Origin of the sequence: Hydrogenophaga sp. PML113 (assembly GCF_001777155.1) — a bacterium.
In the GTDB taxonomy this organism is placed as follows: domain Bacteria; phylum Pseudomonadota; class Gammaproteobacteria; order Burkholderiales; family Burkholderiaceae_C; genus Hydrogenophaga; species Hydrogenophaga borbori.
In genome coordinates, this window is record NZ_MIYM01000002.1 from 522,877 (window position 1) to 542,379 (window position 19,503).

A 19,503-nucleotide genomic window follows, 5' to 3' on the forward strand; every position below is an offset into this window, starting at 1 on the left:
GATCGTCAACCAACCCGCCGTGTTCCACACGGCACAACGCTACACCGCCCACCCGTCGTCACCCGCGCCGCCCCCTGCGGGCCTCCGTGCGCCGACACCAAGCGGTTTCAGGAAAACCCAATGTCTGAATCTTTTGCCGCCCTCTTTGAAGAGTCCCTCAAGCGCGCCGAAATGCGCGCGGGCGAAGTCATCACCGCCGAGGTCGTTCGCATCGAACACAACCACGTGGTGGTCAACGCCGGTCTGAAGTCGGAAGCCTACGTCCCGCTGTCCGAATTCAAGAACGACCAAGGCGAACTCGAAGTGCAGGTCGGCGACTTCGTGTCCGTCGCCATCGACTCCGTCGAGAACGGCTTCGGCGACACCCTGCTGTCGCGCGACAAGGCCAAGCGCCTGGCCTCGTGGATGGCCCTGGAAAAGGCCCTGGAGTCGGGCGAATTCGTCACCGGCACCACCACCAGCAAGGTCAAGGGCGGCCTCAAGGTCATGGTCAACGGCATCAGCGCCTTCCTGCCGGGCTCGCTGGTCGACAGCCGTCCCACCAAGGACCTCACCCCCTACGAGAACAAGACCCTGGAATTCAAGGTCATCAAGCTCGACCGCAAGCGCAACAACGTGGTGCTGAGCCGCCGCGCCGTGGTGGAAGCCTCCATGGGCGAAGAGCGCGCCAAGCTGATGGAAACCCTGAAGGAAGGCGCCATCGTGCACGGCGTGGTCAAGAACATCACCGAGTACGGTGCGTTCGTCGACCTCGGCGGCATCGACGGCCTGCTGCACATCACCGACATGGCCTGGCGCCGCGTGCGCCACCCCAGCGAGGTGGTGCAGGCCGGCCAGGAAATCACGGCCAAGATCCTCAAGTTCGACACCGAGAAGCAGCGCGTCTCGCTGGGCCTCAAGCAGATGGGCGACGACCCCTGGCTGGGCGTGAGCCGCCGCTACCCGCAGGGCACCCGCATGTTCGGCAAGGTCACGAACATCGCCGACTACGGCGCGTTCGTGGAACTCGAGCCGGGCATCGAAGGCCTGGTGCACGTCTCCGAAATGGACTGGACCAACAAGAACGTGGCCCCGTCCAAGCTGGTGTCGCTGGGTGACGAGGTCGAGGTCATGGTCCTCGACATCGACGAAGACAAGCGCCGCATCTCCCTGGGCATGAAGCAGTGCCGCGCCAACCCCTGGCACGAATTCGCCGAGCAGACCAAGCGCGGCGACCGCGTCAAGGGCCCGATCAAGTCGATCACCGACTTCGGCGTGTTCGTCGGCCTGGCCGCCGGCATCGACGGCCTGGTGCACCTGTCCGACCTGTCCTGGAACGAAGCCGGCGAACAAGCCGTGCGCAACTACAAGAAGGGCCAGGAAGTCGAGGCCGTGGTGCTCGCCATCGACGTCGAGCGCGAGCGCATCAGCCTGGGCATCAAGCAGCTCGACGGCGACCCGTTCACCACCTTCGTATCGGTGAACGACAAGGGCTCCGTCGTGACCGGCAAGGTCAAGACCGTGGACGCCAAGGGCGCCGAAATCGACCTCGGCGAAGACGTGCTCGGCTACCTGCGTGCCTCGGAAATCAGCCGCGACCGCGTGGAAGACGCCCGCAACGTGCTCAAGGAAGGCGACGAGGTCTCGGCCGTGGTGGTCAACGTCGACCGCAAGACGCGCAACATCCAGCTGTCGATCAAAGCCAAGGACAACGCCGACGCGCAGGAAGCCATGGCCAACCTGAGCCAGAGCGCGGGCAATGCCGGCACCACCAGCCTGGGCGCCCTGCTGCGCGCCAAGCTGGACAACAGCAGCAACGGCCGCTGATCCGCGTCCAATGACCCGCAGCGATCTTGTCGAAGCCCTGGCCGCCCGGTTCGGCCAGCTCACCCACCGCGATGCCGAGTTCGCCGTCAAGGCGATCCTCGACGCCATGGGCGATGCCCTGGTGAAGGGCCACCGCATCGAGATCCGGGGCTTCGGCAGTTTCTCGGTCAATCGCCGCTCGCCTCGCATCGGACGCAACCCGCGTTCGGGCGAGAGCGTGATGATTCCCGAGAAGCGCGTGCCCCACTTCAAGCCCGGCAAGGCCTTGCGCGAGCAGGTCGACGAACGCACCGCCCTCATGCAGCAGCACGAGGACCAGCGACGCACCGGCTGATACCCCCTCGCTACAATCGTCCCCCACCACTTGAGGGGATGTTTTGAAGTACCTCATGTGGCTGCTCAACGCGGCCATTTTTTTTGTCCTCTTCGCCTTCGCGCTGAACAACCAGGACAGCGTCACGCTCAAGCTGTTCTTCGGCCACAGCTGGGAGGCACCGCTGGTGCTGGTGCTGCTGCTGGTGCTGCTCATCGGCGTGTTCCTCGGTGTCATCGTGATGCTGCCGCTGTGGCTGCGCGCCCGCCGGCACCGCCAGCGCGGCAACACCACCCTGTTCGGCAGCGAAACCACGCTGATGCCACAAGACCCCGTCGATCGCCGGCATGGACTTTGACCTGACCTGGCTGCTCTGGGGCCTGCCGGTGGCTTTCGCGCTGGGCTGGGTGGCCTCGCGCCTGGACCTGCGCCAGTGGCGCATCGAAGGCCGGCAGGCGCCCAAGGCCTATTTCCGCGGCCTGAACCACCTGCTCAACGAACAGCAGGACCAGGCCATCGACGCCTTCATCGAGGCCGTGCAGGGCGACCCCGACACCACCGAGCTGCACTTCGCCCTGGGCAACCTGTTCCGCCGCCGCGGCGACTACGACCGCGCCGTGCGCGTGCACGAACACCTGCTCTCGCGGGCCGACCTCAACCGCAAGGAGCGCGACCGCGCCCAGCACGCGCTGGCGCTCGATTTCCTCAAGGCCGGCCTGCTCGACCGCGCCGAGTCGGCGCTGAGCAAACTGGAAGGCACGGCCTTCGAGAACGAGGCGCGCCTGGCGCTGCTGGGCATCTACGAACGCTCGCGCGACTGGGCGCAGGCCCGCGCCATTGCCGAAAAGCTCGACTCGGCGGAGCACGGCGCCTTCACCACGCGCGTGGCGCACTACCTGTGCGAACTGGCCGAGCTCGCGCACCGCGAGGGCCAGGCCGAGCGCGTGCGTGCCCTGCTCGATGAGGCCGTGCGGCGCGCGCCCACGCTGGCGCGCGGCTGGATGGCGCGCTCGGCCCTGCGCAGCCAGCAGGGCGACGCGGCCGGCGCCCTGGACGACCTGCTGGCCCTGGCCGAGCAGGCGCCCGCCGCCCTGCCGCTGGCCGCGCGCGCCATGGCCGAGCTGGCCCAGCAGACCGGCCGCACCGACCCCGTGCTGCGCGCCCTGGGCAACGCCCAGGCGCGCGCGCCCTCCATCGATGTGACCGAGGCCCTGGCCCGCTTGGCGCCGCAGCCCGAGGGCGCGCGCGGCATGTACCTGCGCCACCTGGAAGCCGAGCCCTCGCTCGTGATCGCCAGCCAGTGGCTGGCGGGCGAGACCCTCTCCAACCCGCAGGCCCAGTCCAGCGTGCAGCGCGCGCTGGAGCACGCCAGCGGCCCGCTGCGGCGCTACCGCTGCGCGGCCTGCGGCTTCGAGGCGCGCCAGCACTTCTGGCAGTGCCCGGGCTGCCAGGCCTGGGACAGCTACCCGGCGCGCCGCGTGGAAGAGCTCTAGGCCTGCCCGTACCCGCCGCCACCCGGCGTGTGGATCTCGAAGATGTCGCCCGCGGCCATCTCGGCCTGGCCGATGTGCTTGAGCTCTTCCGTGCGCCCGTCGGCGCGCACCACGCGGTTGATGCCCAGCGCCCCCGGCTGGCCACCGGCCATGCCGAACGAGGGGTGAACGCGCCCGTTGGACAGGATGCTCGCCGTCATGGGCTCCAGGAAGCGCACGCGGCGCACGCCCCCGTCGCCGCCATGCCAGCGCCCCGCACCACCCGAGCCCTGGCGGATCTGGTAGCTCTCCAGCCGCACCGGGAAGCGGAACTCCAGCACCTCGGGGTCCGTCATGCGCGAGTTGGTCATGTGCGTCTGCACCACCGACGTGCCGTTGAACCCATCCACCAGCCGGCCCGCTTCGTCCGTCACGCCGCCCGCGCCGCTGCCGCCGGAGATCGTCTCGTAGTACTGGTGGCGCGCATTGCCGAAGGTGAAGTTGTTCATCGTGCACTGGCTCGCCGCCATCGCCCCCAGCGCGCCGTACAGCGCGTTGGTGATGCAGGTGGAGGTCTCTACGTTGCCGGCCACCACCGAGGCTGGGGGGTTTGGGTTGAGCATGCAACCCGGCGGGATGATGACTTCAAGGGGCTTGAGGCAGCCCGCGTTGAGCGGAATGTCGTCGTCCACCAGCGTGCGGAACACGTACAGCACCGCCGCCATGCACACCGCCGTGGGCGCGTTGAAGTTGTTGGTCTGCTGCGGGCTGGTGCCGGTGAAGTCGATGCACGCGCTGCGCTGCGCCGCGTTCACGCGCACCGCCACCTGGATCTGCGCGCCGTTGTCCAGCGGCAGGGTGAACTGGCCGTTCTTCAGGCGCGTGATCACGCGGCGCACCGATTCCTCGGCGTTGTCCTGCACGTGGCGCATGTAGGCCTGCACCACGTCCAGGCCGAACTGCTCGACCATCTTGCGCAGCTCCTGCACGCCCTTCTCGTTGGCGGCGATCTGCGCCTTCAGGTCCGCCATATTCTGCTGCGGGTTGCGGCTGGGGTACTCGCCGCTCTGCAGCAGCGCGACCATCTCGGCCTCGCGCAGGCGCCCGCCCTCCACCAGCTTCACGTTGTCGATCTGCACGCCCTCTTCCTCGATGCGCGTGGAGAACGGCGGCATGGAGCCCGGCGTGGTGCCGCCGATGTCGGCGTGGTGGCCGCGCGAGCCCACATAGAAGGTCGGCTGGTCGGCGCCGCCGATGTAGACCGGCGTGATCACCGTCACGTCGGGCAGGTGGGTGCCGCCGTGGTACGGGTCGTTGAGCACGTACACGTCACCCGGTTGCATGCGGCCCGCGTTCTTTCGGATCACGGTCTTGATGCTCTCACCCATCGAGCCCAGGTGCACCGGCATGTGCGGCGCGTTGGCGATCAGGTTGCCCTCGGCGTCGAACAGCGCGCAGGAGAAGTCCAGCCGCTCCTTGATGTTCACCGAGTAGGCGGTGTTCTGCAGCTGCAGACCCATCTGCTCGGCGATGTTCATGAACAGGTTGTTGAATACCTCCAGCAGCACCGGGTCTACCGTGGTGCCCACGGCGTGGCGCGCCGCGCGCGGCACGCGCCGCTCCAGCACGAGGTGGTCCAGCGCGGTGAGCTGGGCCTCCCAGCCCGGCTCCACCACGGTGGTGGCGTTCTTCTCGGCGATGATGGCCGGGCCGGGGATGACGTCGCCCGGGCGCAGGTCCTCGCGCACCACCAGGGCGGCGTCCTGCCACTGGCCCTCGGCGTACAGCCTGACCGTGTCGCGGCGCGGCACCTCGCGCGGCTCGTGCAGGGCGTGGCGCGGCTCGGCGGGCGCGTCGCCCGCCACCACGGCCTCCACCGACACCGCCTCGGCGATCAGGCGCTTGCCCGGCATGAGGAAGGCGAAGCGCTGGCGGTAGGCCGCCTCGAAGGCCGACTCGATGGCGGCCAGCTCGCCGAAGGGCACGATGAGCGCGGCGTCGCTGCCCTCGTAGCGCACGTGCACGCGGCGGTGCATTTGCACCTCGCCCTGGCTCACCTGCTGGGCGCGCAGCTCCTCGCCCGCCGCCTGGGCCAGCGCCTCGAGCTGCCCGGCGATGGCGTCGAGCGCGCCGGCCTCCAGCACGCGCTCCACCGCCTGCTCCTTGATCACGTTCTGATCGGCCAGGCCCATGCCATAGGCGCTCAGCACGCCCGCCAGCGGGTGCACGAACACGCGGCCCATGCCGAGCGCGTCGGCCACCAGGCAGGCGTGCTGGCCGCCCGCGCCACCGAAGCACTGCAGGGTGTAGCGCGTCACGTCGTAGCCGCGCGCCACCGAGATCTTCTTGATCGCGTTGGCCATCTGCTGCACGGCGATGCGGATGAAACCCTCGGCCACGTCCTCGGCCGTGCGGCCGGTGTCGCGCGCGAGCGCGTCGAACTTCTCGCGCACGGCCTCGGCGCTCAGGGCCTCGTTGGCCTGCGGACCGAAGACCTTCGGAAAGTGGGCGGGCTGGATCTTGCCGAGCATCACGTTGGCGTCCGTCACGGCCAGCGGACCGCCGCGGCGGTAGCTCGCGGGGCCGGGGTTGGCGCCTGCGCTCTCGGGGCCGACGCGAAAGCGCGAGCCGTCGAAGCTGAGGATGGAGCCACCGCCGGCCGCCACGGTGTGGATGCTCATCATGGGCGCGCGCATGCGCACGCCAGCCACCTGGGTCTCGAACTCGCGCTCGAAGGCACCCGCGTAGTGCGACACGTCGGTGGAGGTACCGCCCATGTCGAAGCCGATCACCTTGTCGTGTCCAGCCAGGGTGGCTGTGCGGGCCATGCCCACGATGCCGCCCGCCGGGCCCGAGAGGATGGCGTCCTTGCCCTGGAAGCGGTGCGCGTCGGTCAGGCCGCCGCTGCTCTGCATGAAGAACAGCGGCACGCCGGGCATCTCGCTCGCCACCTGGTCCACGTAGCGGCGCAGGATGGGCGAGAGGTAGGCGTCCACCACCGTGGTGTCGCCCCGGCTCACGAACTTCATCATCGGGCTGGTTTCGTGCGAGGTGCTGACCTGCGTGAAGCCGATCTCCCTGGCCAGCCGCGCGGCCGCGGCCTCGTGGGCGGTGTAGCGGTAGCCGTGCATGAAGACGATGGCCACGCTGCGCAGGCCGGCATCAAAGGCGGCCCACAGGCGCTCGCGCAGGTGCGCCTCGTCCAGCGCCTCGATCAGCTCGCCGTGCGCCCCGACGCGCTCCTGTGCCTCGATCACGCGGCTGTAGAGCAGCTCAGGCAGGACGATGTGGCGGTCGAACAGGCGCGGGCGGTTCTGGTAGGCAATGCGCAGCGCGTCGCGGAAGCCGCGCGTGGTGACCAGCAGCGTGGGCTCGCCCTTGCGCTCCAGCAGCGCGTTGGTGGCCACGGTCGTGCCCATCTTCACGCAGGCCACCTGACGGGGCGTCACCGGCTCGCCGGGCTTGAGGTTCAGCAGGTGGCGGATGCCCGCGACCGCCGCGTCGCGGTATTGCTCGGGGTTTTCGGACAGCAGCTTGTGCGTGGTGAGCGTGCCGTCGGGCCGCTTGGCCACGATGTCGGTGAAGGTGCCGCCGCGGTCGATCCAGAACTGCCAGCGGGGGTCTTGCGTTGAGGTCATGTCGGTGGGGCGCGTGCGCCGTGAAAGGGAAACAGGGAGGAAAGCCGCGTCCACGCGGGAAGCCATCCCGCGGATCGTAGCGAGTCGCGTGCCAGGCCGGGTCTCAGCCTTGCATGCGCGAGGGCAGCCAGAGCGCCAGCTCGGGCAGCACGTAGGTCAGCAGAACGGCGGCCATCATCAGCGTGAACAGCGGCAGCGCCGTGCGCGCGATCCAGGTCACCTCGCGCTGCGTCAGCCCCTGCAGAACGAAGAGGTTGAAGCCCACCGGTGGTGTGATCTGCGCCATCTCCACCACCAGCACGATGAAGATGCCGAACCAGATGAGGTCGAAGCCCGCCGCCTGCACCGTGGGCAGCAGCACGGCGATGGTCAGGACCACCATCGAGATGCCATCGAGAAAGCAGCCCAGCACGATGAAGAACAGCACCAGCAGCAGCATCAGCGCGAAGGGAGACAGCTGCAGGCCGCCAATGAACTCGGCCACCTGGCGCGGCAGGCCGATGAAGCCCATGGCCAGCGTGAGAAAGGCCGCGCCCGCCAGAATCAAACCGATCATGCAGTACGTGCGGCAGGCCGCCACCAGGCCTTCGCGAAAGCTCTCCCAGTTCAGCGAGCCCTCCAGGCGCGAGAGCACCAGAGAGCCCGCCACGCCAAGCGCTGCCGCTTCGGTGGCGGTGGCGATGCCGCTGTAGATGCCGCCCAGCACCAGCGCGATCAGCGTGACCACCGGAATCAGATGGCGGGAGGCGTGAAGCTTGTGCCGCAGAGAGGTTGCCGGTTCCTTGCCGGGCAGGCGCTCGCGGTTGAGCAAAGACCAGACCACGATGTAGCCGCTGAACAGCAGGGCCAGCACCACACCCGGCACCACGCCCGCCAGGAACAGCTTGGCGATCGACACGTTCGCCGCCACACCGTAGACGATCATGATGATCGAGGGCGGGATCAACAAGCCCAGCGTTCCCGCGCCCGCCAGGGTGCCAATGGCTTGAGCGTCCGGGTAGCCTCGCTTCTTCAGTTCGGGCAGTGTGATCTTGCCGATGGTGGCGCAGGTAGCGGCCGACGAGCCTGAAATGGCCGCGAAGATCGCGCACCCCACCACATTGGTGTGCAGCAGGCGGCCGGGCAGCCAGTTGAGCCAGGGCGCCAGGCCCTTGAACATGTCGTTGGACAGCTTGCTGCGAAACAGAATCTCGCCCATCCACAGAAACAGCGGCAAGGCGGTCAGCGTCCAACTCGAGGTGGAACCCCACACGGTGAGCGCCATGCTGTCGCCCACCGGGCGTTGGGTGAACAGCTCCATGCCCACCAGGGCCACGCCCAACAGCGACAGGCCGATCCACAGGCCCGACCCGAGCACGGCGAACAACAGCACGATGAGGGTCAATGCGATCACGGCTTCCATGACAGTGGCTCCTTTGGTGGATTCATTCGGTGCGGGCGGCCGCGCCCGACGCCAGCAGATCGGCGCCCCGCCAGCGGTGCAGCAGCACCTGCAGGAACGCCAGTGCCAGGCCCACGCAGCCCACGGCCATGGCGATCTGCGGGATCCACAGCGGCGTCACGTCGGCGCCAGGCGAGACGTCGTGCGTCACGCGAGAGACCCACACCAGGCGCGCCGCGTACCAGCTCAGGTAGAGCGACAGCGCCGTGCCCGCGAGCAGGCACCACCACTCCAGGGCGGCGCGCCCCCGGGCGGGCAGACGCTCCAACACCAGCGTCACGCGGATGTGCTCGCCGCGCAGCAGCGTGGCCGGCAGGGCCAGGAACAGCGAAGCGGCGATCGCGTAGCCCGCGTAGGCGTCCAGCCCGGCGATGTCCCAGCGCAAGAGGCGCGCCAGGATGCCCAGCGAGACGGAGACGAAAGCCGCGAGCATGCCCACACACGAGAGCGCAAGCAGCCAGCGATGAACAGTACGGACGAACGCATCCATCGAGCCCTCCGGCATCGGTTCAAAGAAAGGAAGGAAGAAAGCGCCGTCGGCGGGACGAGGCGGCCTGCGCGGGCCGGGCCCCGCCGTGCGCGAATCGGCTCAGGGCTGTTTGCGGTACGCGTCGACGATGGCCTGCCCCTCGGGACCCGCGGCCTTGATCCACTCGGCGGTCATGGTCTCGCCGATCGACGCCAGCGCCTTCTTCATGTCATCGCTCGGCTGGCTGATCGACATGCCGGCGGCCTTCAACTGACCGATGTATTCGCTGTCGAGCTTCTCGCTCAGGGCCCAGCCGCGCGCCTCCGCCTGCGCCGCCGCCGTGGTCAGCGCGTTCTGCGTGGCCTTGTCCAGCGCGTTGAAGTCCTTGAGGTTCACCACCGTCACATTGCGCGGCAGCCAGGCCGACACCGGGTAGAAGTGCTTCACCTGCTCGTGAAGCTTGCTCTCCACGCCGCTGGCGCTGGAGGTGAGGAAGTTCTGCACCGCGCCCGTGGCCAGGGCCTGCGGCAGCTCGGCGAGCTGGATCGTCACGGGCTGCGCCTTGAGCAGCTGGGCGATGCGCGTGGTGGCCGGGTTGTAGGCGCGCATCTTGGTGCCCTCTAGGTCGGACGCGTAGTTCACGGGCTTGATCGAGTACAGCGACTGGCCGGGCCAAGGCACCGAGAACAGCACCTTCAGGCCCTGCTGGGCCAGCAGCTTCTCCTGAGCGCCTTTGGCCGCCTGGTACAGGCGGCGCGATTGCTCGTAGCCCGTGGCCAGAAAGGGCACCGAGTCCACCCCGAACAGCGGGTTCTCGTTGGCCGCGCCGGAGAGGATGAACTCGCCGATCGGCGTCTGCGCGGTCTGCACCGCGCGTTTGATCTCGTTGGCCTTGTAGAGCGATCCGCCCGCGTGCAGGGTGATCTTGAGCTTGCCCCCCGTGGCCTTGTCCACGTCGTTGGCGAACTGCTGCAGGTTCTGCACCTGGAAGGTGTTGGCGCCGTAGCCGCTGGGCAGATCCCACCGGGTTTGCGCATGCGCCGCGCCAGCCAGGGCCAGGGCGCACAGGCCGATGGTTGTCTTGATCATGGTCGTTCTCCTTGTTCGCTCGCGAGTTGCTGGTTGAGAAGGTCGGTGATCAGCATCGCGCCCGGGGCGTGCGTGATGCAGAACGGGAGGCGGGCCTGGGCGATCGCCGCTTGGGGCGTGACCCCGCAGGCCCAGAACACGGGCACCTCGTCGGGCAGCACCGCCACGGCCTCGCCGTAGTCGGGCCGCGAAAGGTCCTGGATGCCGATGGCCGCGGGGTCGCCCACATGCACCGGCGCGCCGTGCACGTCGGGAAAGCGCGAGGTGATCTCCACCGCGCGCGCCGCGTCGGCCACCTTGAACGGGCGCATGCTCACCACCATGGGGCCCGCGAACGGCCCGGCCGGCGCGGTGGCCAGACGGCTTCGGTACATGGCCACGTTGCGGCCTTCGTCCACATGGCGCAGCCGCATGCCAGCGTTCATCAGCGCCTGCTCGAACGAGAACGAACACCCGATCACGAAAGTCACGAGATCGTCCCGCCAGACGTCGGCGATGTCTGTTGGCTCGTCGACCAGTTCGCCGTCGCGCCAGACGCGGTAGCGCGGCATGTCGCTGCGGATGTCGATGCCCTCCCCCAAACCGGGCAGGGAAGGATCGCCCGGCCGCCCCACCGCCAGCAGCGGGCAGGGCTTGGGGTTGCGTTGGCAGAAGAGCAGGAAATCGTCCGCCAGCGCCTGCGGCAGGATCACCACGTTGCCCTGCACGAGTTCGTCGGCCAGGCCGCTGGTGTGGTTCGTCCATTCGCCGCGGCGAATGGCGCCGCGCACGCGGCGGGCCAAGGCTTGCGCATCGGCATCGATTCGCCGCGTCGCCAGGTCGTCCAGGAATCCCACTGCGTTTGCCTCCGGTCCTTTGTGTTCGTGACGAGCCCGTCACATTGGGGCCGGATTGTGGTCAGAGGCAGAGGCCTCCACAAACGAAAATTTTCTTGCTTATCTCATCGATTTTTTCGATGCCTTCGACTGGGGCGTTTTCTGCGGCGTCTTTGTGCGCGGCCGCCCCAATGCGGTGCCGTCGTTCGACCCGCTCCAGGCATCGACGAAGGCCTGCGCCGAGCGCATCACCGTCTCCACCGCTTGCGCGGACGGGTCGCTGCGGTAGCTCGCATGGATAGGCAGCGGCTGCAGGCGCGCGTCGCAGGGCAGCTCGCGCAGGTCGGCCACCACGAACAAGTGCCGCACCGCCTCGCGCGGCAGCGTGGCCACACCGAAGCCACCCTGCGCCATCTGCAGCATGGCCGACACGGACGAGATGGTGTGCACGCGCCGCGGCTCCACGCGCGCCGCGCGAAAGAGTTCCAGCAGGGCCACGTGCGGCAACGAGCCGCGCTGGAAAGTGAGCAGTTCCAGCTCGGCCAGCTCCTGCAGCGAGTAGCGGCGCCGCCGGTGCAAGCTGGCGCTGCCCACGAACACCATCTCCATCGACGGCAGCGCGCGCGAGCGCACGCCATCGGTGGTGGCCGGCAGCGCCGTGAACACCAGGTCCTGCGTGCCGCGGCGCATCTGCTCGATCAGCACCGGCGTGGTCTCGACCGACAACTCCAGCTCCAGCGCCGGGTTCTCGGTGCGCAGCTGCTCCATCCACGGGATCAGCCAGGCATGCAGCACGGACTCGATGGCGCCGATGCGCAGCGACACCGCCAACGCATCGCCCGAGCCCATCTCGGCCTTGGCCTCGCGTTGCAGCTCCAGCAAGCGCTGCGCGTAGACCAGGAAGCGCGTGCCGGCCATGGTCAGCCGGAACTGCTTGTCTCGCCGATCCAGCAGCAGCACGCCCAGCTCCTCCTCCAGCGCGGCGATTCGGCTGGACATGGCCGATTGCGTCAGGAAAAGCTTCTCGGCCGCGCGCGTCACGCTCTTGAGTGTGGCCACCCAATAGAAGGCCTCGACGAAGCGCAGATTCATGGTTTTCTCCGGGGAAATACGGACGGGCCTGGCCCGGCTTTTGCAACTATGCTGCCCGTCTTCGTCATCCGTTCAACTTTCTGGAGCGACCATGAACTTCAAGCTTGCCCTGGCCGGCGCGGCCTTCGCACTGAGCGCCAGCGCTCAGGCACAGACCGCCTGGGACCTGCCCGCCGCCTACCCGGCGACCAACTTCCACTCGGTCAATCTTGCCAGCTTCGCCAGCGACGTCGACAAGGCCACCGGCGGCAAGCTCAAGATCACCGTGCACCCCGGCGCCTCGCTGTTCAAGGCACCGGAGATCAAGCGCGCCGTGCAGGGCGGCCAGGCGCAGGCGGGCGAGATTTTGCTCACGGCCTTCCAGAACGAGTGGCAGGTTTTCGGCGTGGACGGCATCCCCTTCCTGGCCACCAGCTACGCCGATTCGAAGAAGCTCTACGCCGCGCAGAAGCCCATCCTGGAGAAGAAGCTCGCCGAACAGGGCATGGTGCTGCTGTATGCCGTGGCCTGGCCGCCGCAGGGCCTGTACAGCAAGAAGCCCGTGGCCAGCGCGGCCGACCTCAAGGGCAGCAAGTGGCGCGCCTACAGCCCGGCCACCTCGCGCATCGCCGAACTGGTGGGCGCGCAGCCCGTCACCGTGCAGGCCGCCGAGCTGTCGCAGGCCCTGGCCACCGGCGTGGTCGAGAACAACATGACCTCGGGCGCCACCGGCGTGGACAGCAAGCTCTACGAGCACCTCAAGTACTACTACGACGTGCAGGCCTGGTTGCCGAAGAACGCCGTCATCGCCAACAAGAAGGCCTTCGACGCGCTCGACAAGGCCACGCGCGACGGTCTCATGAAGGCGGCGGCCGACGCCGAGGCGCGCGGCTGGGCGGCCTCCGAGAAGGTCAACACCGACACGCTCGCCACCCTCAAGGCCAATGGCATGGCGGTGGAGCCGCCCTCGGCCGCGCTCAAGGCCGACCTGCAGAAGGTGGGCGCCACCATGCTGCAGGAATGGCTGTCGAAGGCCGGCCCCGAAGGCCAGCAACTGATCGACGCGTACAGGAAGTAACACCCCCGCCGCGCTTCGCGCGACCCCCTCGAGGGGGCGGCACCTGAGGACCGGCGCGGCCGGATCCTCGGTGCCCTGGGTCTGGCTTCGCGGCGCCACCACCGTTCCTCATGCGCAAACTGCTTGACTCTCTCTACCTGGGCGCCGGCTGGCTGGCCGCCCTCTTCATGATCGGTGTGCTGGTGATGGTGCTGCTGTCCATCGTGAGCCGAGTCGCCGGCTTCTACGTGCCGGGCACCGACGCCTACGCGGGCTACGCCATGGCCGGCGCCGGCTTCCTGGCGCTGGCGCACACGCTCAAGAGCCACGAGCACATCCGCGTCACGCTGATCATCGGCAAGCTGCGCGGCGGCGCGCGGCGCGGCCTGGAGCTCTGGGCGCTGTCGGTGGCGGTGCTCATGAGCGGCGCGCTGGCCTGGTACTCGTGGCGTCTGGTGTGGCAGTCCAACACCTTCCACGACATCTCCACCGCCGCCGACGCCACGCCGCTGTGGATTCCCCAGGTGCTCATGGGCCTGGGATGCACGGTGCTGTTCATCGCGCTGCTGGACGACTGGGTGCTCGAATGGCGCGGCCAGCGCTCGCGCGCCGAGGGGGACACGCGCCATGAATGAGTTCGTCGTCACCAGCCTGCTCATCCTCTCGCTGTTCCTGCTGCTGGGCAGCGGCGTGTGGATCGGCCTCACGCTCGCCGGCGTGGCCTGGATCGGCATGGAGCTGTTCTCCTCGCGCCCCGCGGGCGACGCCATGGCGCTCACCATCTGGGGCTCGGCCAGCAGCTGGACACTGACCGCGCTGCCGCTGTTCGTGTGGATGGGCGAGATCCTGTTCCGCACCAAGCTGTCGGAGAGCATGTTCAAAGGCCTGGCGCCCTGGGTGAACGCCCTGCCCGGGCGCCTGCTGCACACCAACATCCTGGGCAGCACCATCTTCGCGGCGGTGTCGGGCTCGTCGGCGGCCACCTGCGCCACCATCGGCAAGATGACCATCCCCGAACTCACGCGGCGCGGCTATCCGCCCGAAAAAATCGTGGGCTCGCTTGGCGGCGCCAGCACGCTGGGCCTGCTGATCCCGCCCTCGATCATCATGATCGTGTACGGCGTGGCGGCCGAGGTCTCCATCGCCAAGCTCTTCGTCGCCGGCGTCATCCCCGGCATCGTGCTGGCGGCCCTGTTCAGCGGCGCCATCGTGGTCTGGGCCCTGCTCAACCCCGACAAGGTGCCCAGCGCCGACACGCGGCTGAGCTTCGCCGAGAAGCTGCATGAGGCGCGCCACCTGATCCCTGTGGTGCTGCTCATCGGCAGCGTCATCGGCGCCATCTACAGCGGCATCGCCACCGCCACCGAGGCGGCGGCCATCGGCGTGGTGGGCTCGCTCATCCTCTCGGCCTCGCAGGGCTCGCTCAACTGGGTGAGCTTTCGCGACTCGCTGCTGGGCGCCACGCGGCTGTACTGCATGATCGCCTTGATCCTGGCGGGCGCGGCCTTCCTCACGCTGTCCATGGGCTACATCGGCCTGCCGCGGCACCTGGCCGAATGGGTCGGCGGCCTGGGCCTCACGCCCGGCATGCTGCTGATCGCGCTGGCCGTGTTCTACATCGTGCTCGGCTGCTTCCTCGACGGCATCTCCATGATCGTGCTCACCATGGGCGTGATCCTGCCGACCGTGCAGGCCGCCGGCATCGACCTGATCTGGTTCGGCATCTTCATCGTCATCGTGGTGGAGATGGCCCAGATCACCCCGCCCGTGGGCTTCAACCTCTTCGTGCTGCAAGGCATGACGCGGCGCGAGATCACCTGGATCGCGACGGCCTGCCTGCCCTACTTCCTCATCATGGTGTTCGCCGTGCTGCTGCTCTACTGGTTCCCCGGACTGGTGAACTGGCTGCCGTCCCAGATGTAGGCCCGGGCTTTTCCCATCGGCAACCCGCCACCGTTCGGTGAGCGGGTTTTTCTTTGTCGCCGCGGCGGCGGGCGCGCCCCATCGACGCAACAGTGCCAACCAAAGCATCACGCTTGCGCCGCATCGGCGCCGGCTGCGGCCAGTTCGCCCAGCATGGTGCCCCGCTCAAACCAGGGAGTCCACCATGCACAGCCCGCCACCCGCGACGCTGGCCGACGTCTTGCTCAACGCCGCCAGCCTTCCCTCCCCCCACGCCCTCGTCACCGTGCACCGCGACGGCAGCGAGACCCCTTTGAGCTACCCCGGCCTGCTGGCCCGCGCGCGGGGCCTGCTGGCCGCGCTGCAGGCGCAGGGCCTGTCGCCGGGCCAGGCCGTGTTGTCGCAGGTCGGCGCCAGCGCCCGCCAGCTCGAGGTCTTCTGGGCCTGCGTGCTCGGGGGCCTGGTGCCCGTGCTGCTGCCCAAGGTCGCCAGCTGGCGGCGCGAGAGCGAAGCCTCCCGCCGGCTGCGCGCCGTGTGCTCGCTGCTCGGGCCCAGCACCACGCTGCTGATCGACGATGACCAGCGGGCCGACCACGCCGCGGGCGCGGCGGCCCTCCCCCGCGGCATGCGCTGGCTCTGCGACCCCGGCGAGGCCGACGCCACGCGGGCGCGCGAGCACCGGGCCCAGCCCGGCGATCTGGCCTACCTGCAACTGTCGTCCGGCTCCACCGGCATGCCCAAGGGCGTGCGGCTCACGCACGCCAACATGCTCGCCAACCTGCGCGACATGGCGCAGGCCCAGGGGCTGCTGCCGGCGCACGGTTTCCTGAACTGGATGCCTTACTACCACGACATGGGCCTGGTGATGTTCCACCTGCTGCCCGCCTACCTCGGGGCGGGCCAGGTCAAGCTCGATGCCGCCGACTTCGTGGCCGATCCGCTGCTGTGGCTCACCAAAATCCACCAGCACCGCTCGGCCGTGGTGGGTGGCCCCAACTTCGGCCTGCGCCACGTGCTCGACAAGCTCGACGGCGGCCCGCCCCAGGGCGTGGACCTGTCCTGCGTGCGCCTGTGGTTCAACGGCGCCGAGCCGATCTGGGTGCCGACGATGCGCGCGTTCGTGTCCCGCATGGCCGCGGCCGGCCTGCGCCCCGACGCCATGGCGCCGGCCTACGGCCTGGCCGAGGCCACGGTGGTCGTGTCGCTCTCCCCGCGGGGCACGCGCGCGCTGACGCACCGGCTCGACCGCCAGGCGCTGTTGCGCGACGGCCTGGTGCGGGACGCCGCCGAGGGCGTCGAGGCGATCGAGTACGCCGATGTCGGCCTGCCCCTTGCCTCCACGCAGGTGCGCGTTGTCGGCGAAGACGGCAGCGACCTCGGCGAACAGCGCCTGGGCGAGGTCCAGGTCCGAGGCGCCAGCGTCACCAGCGGCTACGAGACCCGCGCCGAGGGCGCCGCGCGCGAATGCTTCGACGCCGAGGGCTGGCTGCGCACCGGCGACCTCGGCTTCCTGCGCGGCGGCCGCCTCACCATCACTGGCCGACTCAAGGACGTGATCGCCATCCACGGCCGCCAGGTGATGGCGGTTGACGTGGAGCAGCACCTGGGCCAGCTGTTCGGGCTCAAGACCGGGCGCATCGCCGCCTGCGGCGTGCCGCAGGCCGATGGCAGCGAGGCCGTGGTGCTGTTCGTGGTGGCGCGCGCGCACGACGACGGCTGGCGCCTGCTGCACCGCCTGCGCGCCGCCGCCGAGGCCTACCTGGCGCACCCGGTGGTCGGCGCCTTGCCGGTGCGCCGCATCCCGCACACCTCCAGCGGCAAGCCGCAGCGCCACCCGCTCGCGCGGCAATGGCAGTTGGGCGCCTTCGCCGAGCTGCTCCAGGCCTTCCACGCCCACGCGCCCCAGGCGCCGGCCCCGGCGCCGGCCAACGACGGCCTGGTGCGCCAGGTGGTGCAGGCCTGGTCCGAGGCCCTGCGCCTGCGTCCCGGCGACATCGGCCTGGACACCCCGTTCACCGCCCTGGGCGGCGGCTCGGTGCAGGCGATCCAGGCATTGGCACTGCTCGAAAGAAGCCTGGGCCGCCGCCTCGGCACGGGGCTGCTGATCGATGGTCGAACAGTGCGCGACACCGTGGCCTGCCTGGAGCGCCACCTGGCGCCAGAGGCCACATGTGCCGCCTCTGCAGATACCGCCGTCTCCGTCTCCGTCTCCGCCTCTGCGGGCGCCTGCGCGCCAGCGCAAGCGCCCGCCGCCCCATCGCCGGCCATCGCCGTCATCGGCATGGCCTGCCGCTTCCCCGGCGCGGCCTCGCCGGCACAGTTCTGGGGCCAGCTGCGCGACGGCGTGTCGTCGATCCGCGAAGTGCCGGCGCCCCCCTGGATGCCCGAAGGCCAGCGCCTGCACATGGGGCGCATCGATGGCATCGAACTGTTCGCGGCCGACTTCTTCGGCCTGGACGACGAAGAGGCTCGGCTCATGGACCCGCAGCAGCGCCTGATGCTCGAGGTGGGCTATGAAGCACTCGACGACGCCGGCTACACCGGCACGCGCATGCCGGCGCAGCGCCAGGTCGGTGTCTACGTCGGCGCGACACACAACGCCTACCTGGAGTCGCTCATCGAACTGCGCCGCCGGGGCGACTTCCCTGCCGCGCAGCACCCGCAGCTGCTGCCGGGCAACCTGTTGAGCATCATCGCCGCGCGCCTGTCACAGCGGCTCGACCTCAAAGGCCCCGCGCTGCACATCGACACGGCCTGCGCGTCCTCGCTGGTGGCGCTGCACTGCGCCTGCACCGACCTGCGGTCGAGCCAGAGCGAGATCGCGCTGGCCGGCGGTGTGAGCCTGCTGTCCACGCTGAGCATGATGCAACTGCTCGGCCAGACCGGCACCCTGTCGGACGAAGGCGTCTGCCGCGTGTTCGACGAGGCCGCCAGCGGCATGGTGGCCAGCGAGGGCCTGGGCCTGGTGGTGCTCAAGCGGCTCGACCAGGCGCTGGCCGACGGCGACCGCATCGACGCGGTGATCTCGGCCACCGCCGTCACCAACGACGGCCACTCCATCGGCCTCATGGCGCCCACGCTGGAAGGGCAGGAAGCGATGCTGCGGCAGGCCCTGGCCCAGGCCGGCCTTCACCCCTCGCAGATCGGTTACGTTGAGGCCCATGGCACCGGCACGCCGGTCGGCGACGCGATCGAGGTGCACGCGCTCACCAACGTCTTCGGCGAGCCGACCGGCGCGCCGTACTGCGGCATCGGCTCGGTCAAGGCCAACATCGGCCATCCCATGGCCGCGGCCGGCGTGGCGGGGCTGATCAAGCTGCTGCTGTCCCTGCGGCACGGGCTGCTGCCGCCCACCTTGAACCTGCGCAAGCCGCACCCGAACCTGCGCCTGGAGCACACGCCGTTCTGGCCGGTGCTGTCCGCCGCGCCCTGGCCCCGGGGCGTGGCCCCGCGGCACGCGGGCATCAGCTCCTTTGGTTTCGGCGGCACCAACGCGCACGCGATCGTGTCCGACGCGCCGCTGCCCGCCGCCCGCGCGCGCACCACGCGATCGCACCACCTGCTGTGCCTGTCGGCGCGCAACCGCGAGGAACTGCTGGCGGTGCGCTCCCGCCTGCTCGACCAACTGCTGGAACAACCCGACCTGTCGATGCTCGACCTGTCGTACACCCGCTGCGCGGGGCGCGAAGCCTTCAGGCTGCGCGAATGCCTGGTGGTCTGCGGCGTGCGGGACGCCATCGAACAGTTGCGGCACGGACCGCGGGCATGGCCCGGCGACGAGGGGCTGGCGGCGCTGGTGGCGCTGGGCCAGCGCTGGCTGCGCGGCGAACCCGTCGACTGGAACGAGCACTTTCGCGGCAGCGGCGCGCGCATCGTGCCCCTGCCCACCTACCCCTTCACCCGCCGCGCGTACTGGTTGCCGGGCAGCTCACCCGACACGCGGGGGCAGCCCGCGCCCGCGGCGCGCGAGCGGGCCGGCGGACCGCCCGGCGCCAGCGCCGCGGGCCCCGACGGCCAGCGCTGCGCCCCCGCGCGGGCCGCCAACGCGGAGGAAGCCAACCGGCGGACCGCGCCCGGCACCACCACCGTCACCGCCATCGCCAGCCCCCCGGCCGCCCCACCACCCGCCAGCCCGCTGGCCGAAGACACCGTGGCCCACTGGATCGAGACCGAGCTCGCGTCGCACGGCATCCGGTGCGCCGACCGCTCGGTGCCGTTCGCGCGGCTCGGCGCCGATTCGCTGATCGCCGTGCACACCTGCCATGCGCTGGCGGCCCGGCTGGGCGCCGACGTGTCCATGGCGCTGTTCTTCGAGTACGCCTCGGTCGAGCGCCTCGCGCGGCACCTGGCCCGCCTGCACAGCCCATCGATCGAACGCCTGCTGGCCGAGGCCACCACCCGCGCGCCGCTGACGCCGCCCTAGTCCACCG

The 19,503-nt window shown here is 69.6% G+C and carries 14 protein-coding genes; 8 read left to right on the forward strand and 6 right to left on the reverse strand.

Annotated features, from left to right (window positions below; translation table 11 throughout):
- The first annotated feature begins 120 nt into the window (after positions 1–120).
- The 4 genes from rpsA to lapB are packed head-to-tail and all read left to right on the forward strand — an operon-like array spanning position 121 to position 3,612.
- Positions 121–1,806 (forward strand): 30S ribosomal protein S1, encoded by a 1,686-nt coding sequence (gene rpsA, locus BHU06_RS05840; RefSeq protein WP_070398190.1) that lies wholly within the window; start codon positions 121–123, stop codon positions 1,804–1,806.
- 10 nt (positions 1,807–1,816) lie between these two features.
- Positions 1,817–2,140, forward strand: coding sequence for an integration host factor subunit beta (locus BHU06_RS05845; protein ID WP_070398191.1), 324 nt, complete (start codon positions 1,817–1,819; stop codon positions 2,138–2,140).
- A gap of 43 nt (positions 2,141–2,183) precedes the next feature.
- Entirely contained in the window at positions 2,184–2,477 is a 294-nt protein-coding gene (locus BHU06_RS05850) for a lipopolysaccharide assembly LapA domain-containing protein (protein ID WP_070398192.1), read from the forward strand.
- Complete coding sequence (lapB, locus tag BHU06_RS05855) at positions 2,467–3,612, forward strand: lipopolysaccharide assembly protein LapB (RefSeq protein ID WP_070398193.1); 1,146 nt, start codon at positions 2,467–2,469, stop codon at positions 3,610–3,612. The genes BHU06_RS05850 and lapB overlap by 11 nt, the downstream gene beginning before the upstream one ends.
- On the opposite strand, the gene BHU06_RS05860 is transcribed toward lapB, so the two are convergent.
- From BHU06_RS05860 to BHU06_RS05885, 6 genes are all read right to left on the reverse strand, one after another.
- Positions 3,609–7,229, reverse strand: a complete 3,621-nt coding sequence (locus BHU06_RS05860; protein ID WP_070398194.1) for a hydantoinase B/oxoprolinase family protein — start codon at positions 7,227–7,229, stop codon at positions 3,609–3,611. The genes lapB and BHU06_RS05860 overlap by 4 nt on opposite strands.
- Before the next feature lie 103 nt (positions 7,230–7,332).
- Positions 7,333–8,631 carry a TRAP transporter large permease gene (locus BHU06_RS05865; protein WP_070398195.1) on the reverse strand — a complete coding sequence of 433 codons (1,299 nt, stop codon included), beginning with the start codon at positions 8,629–8,631 and terminating at the stop codon, positions 7,333–7,335.
- A gap of 22 nt (positions 8,632–8,653) precedes the next feature.
- Positions 8,654–9,160 carry a TRAP transporter small permease gene (locus tag BHU06_RS05870; protein ID WP_070398196.1) on the reverse strand — a complete coding sequence of 169 codons (507 nt, stop codon included), beginning with the start codon at positions 9,158–9,160 and terminating at the stop codon, positions 8,654–8,656.
- 99 nt (positions 9,161–9,259) lie between these two features.
- The gene (locus BHU06_RS05875) at positions 9,260–10,228 is read right to left on the reverse strand and encodes a TRAP transporter substrate-binding protein (RefSeq protein WP_070398197.1); all 969 of its coding nucleotides are present in this window, start codon (positions 10,226–10,228) and stop codon (positions 9,260–9,262) included.
- A complete protein-coding gene (locus tag BHU06_RS05880) occupies positions 10,225–11,010 on the reverse strand; it encodes a putative hydro-lyase (RefSeq protein WP_254668124.1) in 786 nt (261 codons plus the stop codon). Before BHU06_RS05880 ends, BHU06_RS05875 begins: the two co-directional genes overlap by 4 nt.
- Before the next feature lie 153 nt (positions 11,011–11,163).
- The gene (locus tag BHU06_RS05885; protein WP_070398198.1) at positions 11,164–12,135 is read right to left on the reverse strand and encodes a LysR family transcriptional regulator; all 972 of its coding nucleotides are present in this window, start codon (positions 12,133–12,135) and stop codon (positions 11,164–11,166) included.
- Positions 12,136–12,226: 91 nt separating this feature from the next.
- Here BHU06_RS05885 and BHU06_RS05890 point away from each other — a divergent pair, with 91 nt between their 5' ends.
- The 4 genes from BHU06_RS05890 (at position 12,227) to BHU06_RS05905 (ending at position 19,496) form a co-directional block, all read left to right on the forward strand.
- Positions 12,227–13,192, forward strand: a complete 966-nt coding sequence (locus tag BHU06_RS05890) for a TRAP transporter substrate-binding protein (protein WP_070398199.1) — start codon at positions 12,227–12,229, stop codon at positions 13,190–13,192.
- Between the two features lie 110 nt (positions 13,193–13,302).
- The gene (locus BHU06_RS05895) at positions 13,303–13,806 is read left to right on the forward strand and encodes a TRAP transporter small permease (protein WP_070398200.1); all 504 of its coding nucleotides are present in this window, start codon (positions 13,303–13,305) and stop codon (positions 13,804–13,806) included.
- A complete protein-coding gene (locus BHU06_RS05900) occupies positions 13,799–15,094 on the forward strand; it encodes a TRAP transporter large permease (RefSeq protein ID WP_070398201.1) in 1,296 nt (431 codons plus the stop codon). The genes BHU06_RS05895 and BHU06_RS05900 overlap by 8 nt, the downstream gene beginning before the upstream one ends.
- A gap of 184 nt (positions 15,095–15,278) precedes the next feature.
- Positions 15,279–19,496, forward strand: coding sequence for a beta-ketoacyl synthase N-terminal-like domain-containing protein (locus BHU06_RS05905; protein WP_070398202.1), 4,218 nt, complete (start codon positions 15,279–15,281; stop codon positions 19,494–19,496).
- Positions 19,497–19,503 lie beyond the last annotated feature (7 nt).